Below are 9,147 nucleotides of genomic sequence, written 5' to 3' on the forward strand. Positions count from 1 at the left end.
GAGCCGGAGAACGCCGCGAGAACGGCGGCCGTGTGTCTGCCGCACGACTGGCTCAGCTGGCGCCTCGCCGGCCACGGCCCGGGGTCGGGTTCCGAAGGACTGAAGGAGCTGGCTACCGACCGTTCGGACGCGTCCGGGACGGGTTACTGGTCCGCCTCGAAGGGGTACTTGACCGAGGTACTCGAAGCCACGCTGGGACATGTCCCTGTCCTTCCCGAAGTCCTCGGTCCGCTCGAGTTCCGGAAGGATCTGGAAGGGCGCATCATCGGCGCCGGCGCCGGTGACAATGCTGGGGCGGGACTGGGGGTTGGAGCGGCGGAGGGCGACGTCGTTGTATCCGTTGGCACCTCAGGCACCGTTTTTGCGGTGTCCGGCAGCCCGACGTCGGACGCTTCCGGTTTGGTGGCCGGTTTCGCTGACGCTACAGGCAACTATCTGCCCCTGGTGTGCACGCTTAATGCCACCCTCGTGCTCGACGCCACCGCGCGTTTGCTCGACGTTGACCATAGCGAGTTCGCCCGGCTTGCGCTGAGCGCTCCGGCGGGTGCCGACGGCCTCATCCTCGTGCCCTATTTCTCGGGCGAGCGCACCCCCAACCTGCCCGATGCCACCGGTTCTTTGCACGGTCTGACTTTGGACAACTACACGCCCGCGAACGTGGCGAGAGCCGCCGTCGAGGGCGTGGTCTGCTCCCTCGCGGATGGGCTCCAGGCGCTGACCGACGCGGGAGTTGTTGCGCGGCGGGTCATCCTCGTGGGCGGAGGCGCGCGATCAGAAGCACTGCGGGAGATTGTTAGTGCCGTTTTCGGTCTACCGGTGTCTGTTCCGAGCCCCGGCGAATACGTAGCCGACGGCGCTGCCCGCCAGGCTGCCGGAGCGCTGCATGGCGCGCTGCCGGACTGGCGGACCAGCGGCGTCGAGCTCGTTGATTCTGCTCCGACTCCGGAGGTGCTGACGCGCTACCGGGAAGTGGCGAGGCGTACGAGCGGCAACTAGAAGTTCATGCGGAAGGTGCGAACGCTATTCCGACGTTTGTTCCCGCTCAGCCGGGTAGCTACCGTCCGCTGGCAGGTCGGCAAACCAGGAGTCCCATGACCGATCTACAGGCGTGATTATCCGCGATGGGCCATCTTGAATGACCACAACTTCGTTCACATTGTCAGGCCATTGCAGGGCTTCGGGTATCCGAATGATTTGGGACCGGCTGGTCCTGAGAATCTTTGTGGTGGTCATCGTCTCTCCCTACACGAACAGTGTTCCAACAAGTGCAGCCGGCGACAAGGCTTTGAAAGGAATGCACCGCCGTTCGGCGTGGTTGTGGCGGGTATGAAGCGCATCGGATTCCTGTCCTTTGGCCACTGGTCACCCCTCGAAGGCTCACGCACGCGCACGGCCCGTGATTCACTCCTGCAGGGCATCGAACTCGCCGAAGCCGCCGAGGAGATCGGTATCGACGGCGCGTTCTTCCGGGTCCACCACTTTGCCCGCCAGCAGGCGGCGCCCTTCCCATTGCTCTCCGCAATCGCAGCGCGCACCTCGCGGATCGAAATCGGCACCGGCGTCATCGATATGAGATACGAAAATCCCCTGTATATGGCAGAAGAGGCGGCCGAAGCGGACCTCATCAGCGGCGGCCGGATGCAGCTCGGCATCAGCCGGGGATCACCCGAGCCGGCACTCAATGGCGCGGCCAACTTTGGCTACATTCCAGCCGACGGCGAAGATCCGGCAGACATGGCCCGCCGCCACACAGAGGTGTTCCGTTACGCAATCAGCGGCACGGGGATCGCGCAGGCAGACCCGCGCCAGGGCTCCGGCCTCCTCCCGGTCCAGCCGCACTCCCCCGGGCTCAGCGAACGCATCTGGTGGGGTGCCGGAACACGGAAAACTGCCGTCTGGGCCGCAGAGCAAGGCATGAACCTCATGAGCTCTACCCTGCTGACCGAAGACACCGGTGTGCCGTTCGACCAGCTTCAGGCCGAGCAGATCCAGCTGTTCCGCGACGCGTGGAACAAAGCCGGTCACTCCTTTGCGCCCCGCGTTTCGGTCAGCCGCAGCGTCATCCCGATCGTCGACGACGAGGACCGCCAGTACTTCGCCCTGAGCGCGCTCCGCGAGACGCGCGACCAGGTGGGAGTGCTCGACGGCGCGATGTCCCGATTCGGCAAGAGCTACATCGGCGAGCCGGACAAGATCGCCGCGGAACTGGCCAACGACGACGCCGTCCGTGCCGCAGACACCCTCATGCTCACCGTGCCCAACCAGCTCGGTGTGGACTACAACGCCAAGTTGCTGCGCAACATTGCAGACCACGTGGCCCCGGCAATCGGGTGGGAGCGGACGATCGCCTAAGCCAGCAACCCGCCCGCGTTGGTGGTGGAACAATCATTCCCATGGACCAGCGGCTTCACTTCATCACCCTCGCCACACGCGACCTCGACGCAGCCCGCGCCTTCTATCGGGACGGCCTCGGGTGGGAGGCGAATCTCGATGTACCGGGTGAGATCCTCTTCTACCAGGTCGCGCCGGGACTGCTGCTGGGCCTTTTCCACGCCGACAAATTCGCCCAGGATCTCGGCGCCACTGCTGCGCCGGCCCCCACGGGTGTCACGCTCTCGCACAACGTCGACAGCCCCGACGCCGTCCGAAGCACCGTCGACGCGATGACTGCGGCGGGCGGCTCGGTACTCAAGCAGCCGCAGCAGGGCCAGTTCGGCGGGATCTTCCACGCCCATGTCCAGGATCCGAACGGTGTCATTTGGGAAATCGCGCACAACCCCGGCTGGCGCATCAACGACGACGGCACAGTGGTACTCGGTTAGCCGCCGCCCCTATAGTGGCGAAATGAGCGACGAGACCATGAGCAAAGCCGACATCCACTTCTACTTCGACCCCGTCTGCCCCTTCGCCTGGATGACCAGCAAGTGGGTTCGTCTCGTCATGGAGGAACGGGATTACTCCGTCGAGTGGCGCTTCATTTCCCTGCGCCTGCTCAACGCGTCGGTCGATTATGACTCACACTTCCCCGAAGGCTATGAGGCCGGGCACACTGCCGGCCTGCGCCTGCTCCGCGTCGCCGCGCAGGTCCGGAAGGATCACGGGCCAGACGCCGTCGCTACCCTTTATGCCCGCCTCGGCGCCCACATCTTCGATATAGAACGGGACGACCCGTCGCAATCCGGCGCCACCGGATATCACGGAACCCGTGAATTTCTCGAGCCGATCCTCGCGGAGGCCGGCCTGCCGTCGTCGTTGGCGGACGCGCTCGACGACCGCTCACTCGACTCGATAATCCAGGCAGAGACGGACGGGGCGCTTTCCCATACGGGCAAGGACGTCGGCACTCCGATCATCCACTTCGAGCCGCCGGAGGGCGTGGCGTTCTTCGGACCGGTGATCAGTAGGCTCCCCTCCCGCGGTGAGGCGGCGCAACTGTGGGACCACGTGGTGGCTCTGGCCAGCTTCCCCGGCTTCGCCGAACTGAAGCGAAGCCTCCGCGAACGTCCACAGCTGCGCAGTTTCGGGATCACCGATGCAGATGCCGGCGTGGAGGAAGACTGGCACGGCGGAAGCCGCCGCCAGAAGAAGTAGCGCCCCCGCAAGAGTGTTTACTGGATGAGTGAACGTAAACCCCAGGGAAGGATCGCTTGCCGCGGGCGCGTCGTCGACCACCATGCTGCGCCGGTCCAATGCGAGGCTGATCCTCGACGCGATCCGGCGCGCCCCCTCCGGGAACACCGTCACCGCAAATGAACTCATCGGTGCCACCTCGCTCACGCGCGCCACCGTCCTCGGGGTCTGCGATGACCTGCTCCGCGACGGCTGGATCCGCGAGCAGCCCGCGCTCGCCGCCACCGGCAAAGGCCGACCCGCCCGGCATTTCGCCCTTGACGACAACGCCGGATACGTCCTCGGAATCGACGCCGGCTACAGCCATATCCGCAGCGTCGTCGCCAATCTGCGCGGGGAGGTAGTTGGCCGCGGTGGAGCGGCCTTCACAGCGGATATCGACAACGCGGATCCCGCTCCCCGCACCGCAGCTCTAAAGCTCGCCATAGATTCAGCGCTCGACGACGGCGGCATCGCCCCTTCCCGCGTCCTGACCGTCTGTTTCGGCATCCCGGCCCCGGTCAGCCGCCATGGCACCATCCCGACGGGCAACCCGTTCTGGGAGCGGATGGCAGTAGATCAGGAAGCGGTGCTTGCCGGGCGCCCACAGTGCACGTCCTTCATTGAGAATGACGCCAACCTCGCAGCCCTCGCCGAACGTTACAACGGCACCGTGGACCCGGATGGCAGCTTCCTCGTGCTCCTCGCCGGCGAACGGTTCGGTGCCGGGGTCATAGAAGACGGACATCTCCTGCACGGATCGCTCGGCGGCGGTGGGGAAATGCACTATCTCGACCTAGTGGAGGGCGTTGGCAGCCCGGCGGCCATCGCTCCCCTTGCCCGCGCCTGGGCGGCAGAGGCTCTGGCCGCAGGCCGGGCCACAACCCTGTCGAAGGGCCGCTCGAAGAAAAATGGGCCCTCTGCGGAGGCCGTGTTCGCGGCAGCGGAAGCCGGTGACGCCGTCGCAAATGAAATCGTGGATCGCCTGGCGGAGCGGCTGTCCCGCGTCATCTCAACCCTCGCATCGTTGCTCAACCCGGAGACCGTGGTCATCGGCGGGGCGGTAGCGCCATCTATCGCGCGCCTGGCCGAGCAGATTGAAGCGAAGGTGGCAACGACGTCGCACTTCCCGCCGCGGGTGGTGGCGTCCTCGCTCGCTGGGGACATTGTGCTGACCGGGGCCGTAAACGCGGCGCTCGCCAGGGTCAGCCGGGACGCGTTGGATATTGAATTGCGCCGGACCTGAACCAGCTGTGCGCTCAGCCTGATCTGAGTGCCGGTTACCCCGTTTCGTGTTTCTGTTTCCGCTCGGGCTCCCTTCGCTTGAGCCAGGCACTGAGCGGCGCGGTCGAGAGTCCGTGGATGAGGACAGACAATGTGATGGCGAGGGTGACGTAGATGAAGATCTCGTGATTGCCGGTGTGCCGCTCGGCGAGGGTCGCATAGAACAGCGCCGAGATTCCCACCGGTCCAAACCAGCTCAGGAACGTTGTCTCAGGGACGTCGTGCAGCGATGTGATCAGGGGACGCAGGGCCCACAGGGTGATGATCCGCCGCAGCAGCACCGCAGCGACGAGCGCAACGGGCGGAATCCAGCCGAGAGCGGCCCACTCACCGATGGGCAAGGCGAGCCCCAGCAGGATGAAGACGGGCAGGAGAAAGAAGCGGGCAACGGCGTCGTCAATCTTGTCCTCCTGCTCCTCGTCCCGCTCGGGGATCACCTGTCCGAATACCGCGGCGCCAACAATGACGGCGAGAATGGCGTCCGTGCCGAGCAGTTTCCCTGCGCCGAGGATGAGGAGGCCGAAAGGCACGAAGAAGCCCAGGTAGGAGCTTTCCTCCATGAGCCCCACGTTCTTTGACCAGACGAAAAGCTTGGCAAGGGCGAAACCGGCAATAACCCCGAAGAGCATCGCTCCCAGCACCTCCCACAGCAGCACCTTCACAAGCATCTCGTGCCAGGCTTGTCCCGGTTTGGTCAGCAGCAGGACAGGGAGCATGACGAACAGATAGCCAAGCCCGTCATTGAGCCCGCTCTCCGCAGAAAGGTTGTGGCGGACGCGTTCGGGGATGCGCTCTTCCGCGAGGGATCCGGTGACAATCGGTGTAGTAACCACGGGGTCTGTCGGCGTGATGATCGCACCAGTAGGAGGGCCAGGAGAAACGGGACCCCCAACAACGCCCAAAGCACACCGGTGGCCACTACGAGCATGGCGATCATGCCGAGCAGAATGATGACCGCGATCCAGCGCAGGTTCTTCTGCTAGTACCCGTGCGGCAAGCGGAGTGCTACGCCGGTCAGCCCGATCGCGAGGGTAATTCGCGACGCCTCTTCAAGCAGCGTGCCTTGGGGAACACCGAAGTCCTCAATGCTGAGGACTCCGAAGGCATACGGCCCGATCAGCGCGCCGAACAGCAGCGCGAGAACCGGGCCAGGCAGGCTTACCCGCTGCGCCAGGGTGGAGAAGGCGGAGAGTACGAGCACCGCACCGGCAAAGAGCGTCAGCACGAGGTTGATGGTCATAGCTTCCCCGTACCCCCTTTTCAACGGGGCCAAACGTGCAGGGGCTTTACACCTCCGGTACGGCGGTGACGATCACGTTCTTTCCCCAGAGGTCCTCGGTGTAACAGCTGATCAGCACAAGCCGGTTCGGGACGATGTTCCAGATGTCGCTGTTCTTCAATGTGTCCTTGTTGTGGGTGGTGACGGAGTCAACGACGTAGTTGATCTTGCCCTCGGCAGTAGTGAGTACAACGGAATCCCCAACCTCAACCTCTGAGCTGAGCCGGTTGAAGGGACTGTCACGGTCTTCCCAGCTGTGGCCCGTGATGTAGACCGTGTTCTCGGACCCTTCTCCCGGCGCGCCGTAGTTCGTGAGCCAGTAGCCGTCGAGGGTTTCCGGCGGAACCAGCGACTGCGCTGCCAGGTCAGCATCTGTTGGAGTCAACGGGAGGACGGGAATGGAGATATCCGCCGATTCGATGCTGAGCTTTTGCGGCGCGGACGCGGGAGGGAGAGTCGCTTCCGGCGCGGGTGTTGAGGCCTCGGGTGACGGTGATTGCGAAGATGTGGCCGGGGCGGAAGCCGGAGCAGCGGTTGTCGGAGCAGCGGTCGTCGGAGTTGCTCCTCCGGACCCGGCGAACAGCTGAATCCCGAAAACCAGCAGGGCGAGGAACAGCACCACAACGACGGCGCCAATCGCCAGCCGCGGAATCCTGCGGTCTTTCTCGTCCGGCCCGGTGGGCGCGCGATGTGCATTACTCATGGTGGAGCGGTCTTTCCGAACTGGTGCCGAATGCGCAGGGGCGCCGCCCGAACGGGACGGCGCCCCTGCGCATTCTCTGCTGTCTTAGCTGTTGTGGACCCGACGCGCAGCCATTGTGCCGGCCACAACCAGGAAGCCGATACCGGCCGCAAGCGCGCCGATTCCTGCTGGGTCGGTGCTGGCGGTCGGTACGGCCGTCTGCACGTTCATTCCGCGGTTGGTTCCGCCGGTGCCGCCGGTACCACCCGTGCCGCCGCCTGTTGTCACGGCCCCGCCTGTCCCGCCTGCTCCGTTGCCGTAATCGTGGTCATCGTCATCTTTGTCGCCGCCGCCGACAACGCCACCTACGGCAGCTCCGGTGCACGCTTCGATTGCTGCTGCGAAGAGTGCTTCGAGCTCGAGCAGGTCAACGTCCAGCGCATCAAGTTGCACAGCAAGACCGTTGACCACAGCGATGGCTGCATCAAGGTTTGCCTGCGCTTCGAGGATGGCCAGAGCAGCAAAGAGCTCCGTCTCGAGGTCGATCAGCGCAGAGAAATCGAGATCGACACCCAGCAGAGCTTCGAATCGCGCTTCAGCGTCAAGGATTGCCGTGATGTCGCCGCTGACCAACAGATCGAGCAGCAGGCGCGCTTCGGCGGCTGCCGCGATGTCAAGCTGCAAGTCAGCGATCAGTGCACGAAGGGCCGCTTCCAGCTCGACCAGATCGGCCTCGGCCTCAAGCTGGAAATCAGCTGGATCGAGCTCGATGTCCGCCAGCGCCTCAACTGTCGCATCTTCCAACACACCATCGCTGATGTCGGCGATGAGGATGTCAGCTTCATCCTGCGTGAGGTCCCCCGCGGTCACGGCGGCGTTCACCGCTAAAGTCAAGCCTTCGACATCAAGTACCTGAGGGAGCAGGAACTCGTTCAGGTTGATGCCCAGTGCTGCCAAGGCAGCCGCGTCCAATTCACCGCCAGCCAGTACGGCGTCGAGCAGTAGCTGAGCCTGCCCCACCGCACTGTTGGCGGCGGCCTCTGCATTGATGATGGCGTTGATGTTTGGAAGTTGCTCTGTCTCCAAAGCAATCAAAGCGTCACCGATAAGAACTTCCAGCTCCGCAAGCGTCAGCGTCCCCTCGACCTCGAGCATGTCCAGCGTTTCCTGAGCGTCCAGCAGGTTCTGGAGGGCAACGGCAAGCTCAACTTCGAGCTCGGCATTGAGCTCGGCGTTGTGAAGGGCTGCAGTGAACTGGTTTTGCGCGGAAATACATTCCGGCGAGTCGTGAACGGCGGAGGCCTGCGCGGCGCTAAAAAAAAGACCACCGGCAACGAGCGTGGCGGTGGATCCTGCTGCGAGTAACTGCTTGCGTACGTGCATGTTGTCCCCTATGCGAGTGATACATCGGCTTCTGGGCCGACGGCGATGACCGAGTTGCGTACGGCAACTAAGGCCCTCCAGTTCTACCGGAGAGATGCACGTCACAGGTAAACAAGCTGATTAAGTTACCGAACCGTTACAGTGGACTCCTACTTCGCTGGCTACTTCGCCGGCAGTTTTTCCGCCAACAGCTGCGCCAGGTGGATACCCTTCCGCTCGCTGAGGTCCTCCAGTTGAGTGCGGCAGGAGTACCCGTCAGCGAGGACGACGGCGTCAGCCGCCGCCGCGCGAACCGCCGGCAGTAACTGCTGCTCAGCTACCGCAACGGACACCTCGTAGTGGCCGCGTTCCACGCCGAAGTTCCCGGCGAGGCCGCAGCAACCGCCAAGTTTTTGAAGGGAGGCGCCCGCACCTTCCAGTAGTGCGGCATCGGGGCTCCAGCCCATGACGGCGTGGTGGTGGCAGTGCGGCTGCGCGACGACGGTGGTTCCCTCCAGCGACGGAGCCTCATAGTCCGGCGTCTTGGCCAGCAGTTCCGCGAGCGTGTGCGTTGCACTCGCGACTTGCTCCGCAACGGCCCGGCCCAACAGCTCGATCGAGTCCGACCGCAGCACCCCGGTGCACGAAGGTTCAAGGCCCACGATCGGTATCCCTTGCTCCGCATACTCCTTCAACGTCTCCACCGACGAGCGCAGGATCTTCCGGGCGCTGTCGAGTTGCCCGGTCGAGATCCAGGTCAGCCCGCAACACACCGGCTTTCCAGGAATCAGGACCTCATATCCCGCGCCCTCGAGGACCCGGACCGCTGCCTTACCCACGTCGGGGGAGAAGTTGTTCGTGAAGGAGTCGGCCCAGAGGAGGACCTGCGGGCGGCCGTCGGCCCTCGACGCCTGCGCCACGCCGGACGCCG

11 protein-coding genes are annotated in these 9,147 nt (G+C 64.3%); 5 read left to right on the forward strand and 6 right to left on the reverse strand.

Annotated elements, in window-relative coordinates; genetic code table 11:
* The coding region (locus tag P4U43_RS16790) for an FGGY-family carbohydrate kinase (RefSeq protein ID WP_277359757.1) at positions 1-996 on the forward strand (996 nt) is incomplete at its 5' end.
* 24 nt (positions 997-1,020) lie between these two features.
* Here the strand turns inward: P4U43_RS16790 and vapB are convergent.
* Positions 1,021-1,233 carry a type II toxin-antitoxin system VapB family antitoxin gene (gene vapB / locus P4U43_RS18135; protein ID WP_404800768.1) on the reverse strand — a complete coding sequence of 71 codons (213 nt, stop codon included), beginning with the start codon at positions 1,231-1,233 and terminating at the stop codon, positions 1,021-1,023.
* Positions 1,234-1,326: 93 nt separating this feature from the next.
* Between vapB and P4U43_RS16795 the strand changes: the two genes are divergently transcribed.
* From P4U43_RS16795 to P4U43_RS16810, 4 genes are read left to right on the forward strand one after another with little or no spacing between them, the layout of a single operon-like run.
* The gene (locus tag P4U43_RS16795) at positions 1,327-2,352 is read left to right on the forward strand and encodes an LLM class flavin-dependent oxidoreductase (RefSeq protein ID WP_277359758.1); all 1,026 of its coding nucleotides are present in this window, start codon (positions 1,327-1,329) and stop codon (positions 2,350-2,352) included.
* A 41-nt stretch (positions 2,353-2,393) separates the two neighbouring features.
* On the forward strand, positions 2,394-2,822 hold the full coding sequence (locus P4U43_RS16800; protein WP_277359759.1) for a VOC family protein: 429 nt from the start codon (positions 2,394-2,396) through the stop codon (positions 2,820-2,822).
* 22 nt (positions 2,823-2,844) lie between these two features.
* Complete coding sequence (locus P4U43_RS16805; RefSeq protein WP_277359760.1) at positions 2,845-3,591, forward strand: DsbA family protein; 747 nt, start codon at positions 2,845-2,847, stop codon at positions 3,589-3,591.
* A gap of 28 nt (positions 3,592-3,619) precedes the next feature.
* Positions 3,620-4,855 carry an ROK family transcriptional regulator gene (locus P4U43_RS16810; protein ID WP_277359761.1) on the forward strand — a complete coding sequence of 412 codons (1,236 nt, stop codon included), beginning with the start codon at positions 3,620-3,622 and terminating at the stop codon, positions 4,853-4,855.
* Positions 4,856-4,889: 34 nt separating this feature from the next.
* Here the strand turns inward: P4U43_RS16810 and P4U43_RS16815 are convergent, their stop codons facing one another.
* The 5 genes from P4U43_RS16815 to P4U43_RS16835 all read right to left on the reverse strand — a co-directional run.
* Positions 4,890-5,795, reverse strand: coding sequence for a cation:proton antiporter domain-containing protein (locus P4U43_RS16815; RefSeq protein WP_277359762.1), 906 nt, complete (start codon positions 5,793-5,795; stop codon positions 4,890-4,892).
* Positions 5,796-5,872: 77 nt separating this feature from the next.
* Positions 5,873-6,133 carry a hypothetical protein gene (locus tag P4U43_RS16820; RefSeq protein ID WP_277359763.1) on the reverse strand — a complete coding sequence of 87 codons (261 nt, stop codon included), beginning with the start codon at positions 6,131-6,133 and terminating at the stop codon, positions 5,873-5,875.
* 46 nt (positions 6,134-6,179) lie between these two features.
* Positions 6,180-6,875: a class F sortase gene (locus tag P4U43_RS16825; RefSeq protein WP_277359764.1), complete on the reverse strand. Its 696-nt coding sequence runs from the start codon at positions 6,873-6,875 to the stop codon at positions 6,180-6,182.
* A gap of 84 nt (positions 6,876-6,959) precedes the next feature.
* Positions 6,960-8,237 (reverse strand): hypothetical protein, encoded by a 1,278-nt coding sequence (locus P4U43_RS16830; RefSeq protein WP_277359765.1) that lies wholly within the window; start codon positions 8,235-8,237, stop codon positions 6,960-6,962.
* 161 nt (positions 8,238-8,398) lie between these two features.
* On the reverse strand, positions 8,399-9,147 hold a 749-nt coding region (locus P4U43_RS16835; protein WP_277359766.1), incomplete at its 5' end, for a (Fe-S)-binding protein.

The sequence above is a fragment of the Arthrobacter vasquezii genome (genome assembly GCF_029455255.1).
Taxonomy (GTDB): domain Bacteria; phylum Actinomycetota; class Actinomycetes; order Actinomycetales; family Micrococcaceae; genus Arthrobacter_D; species Arthrobacter_D parietis.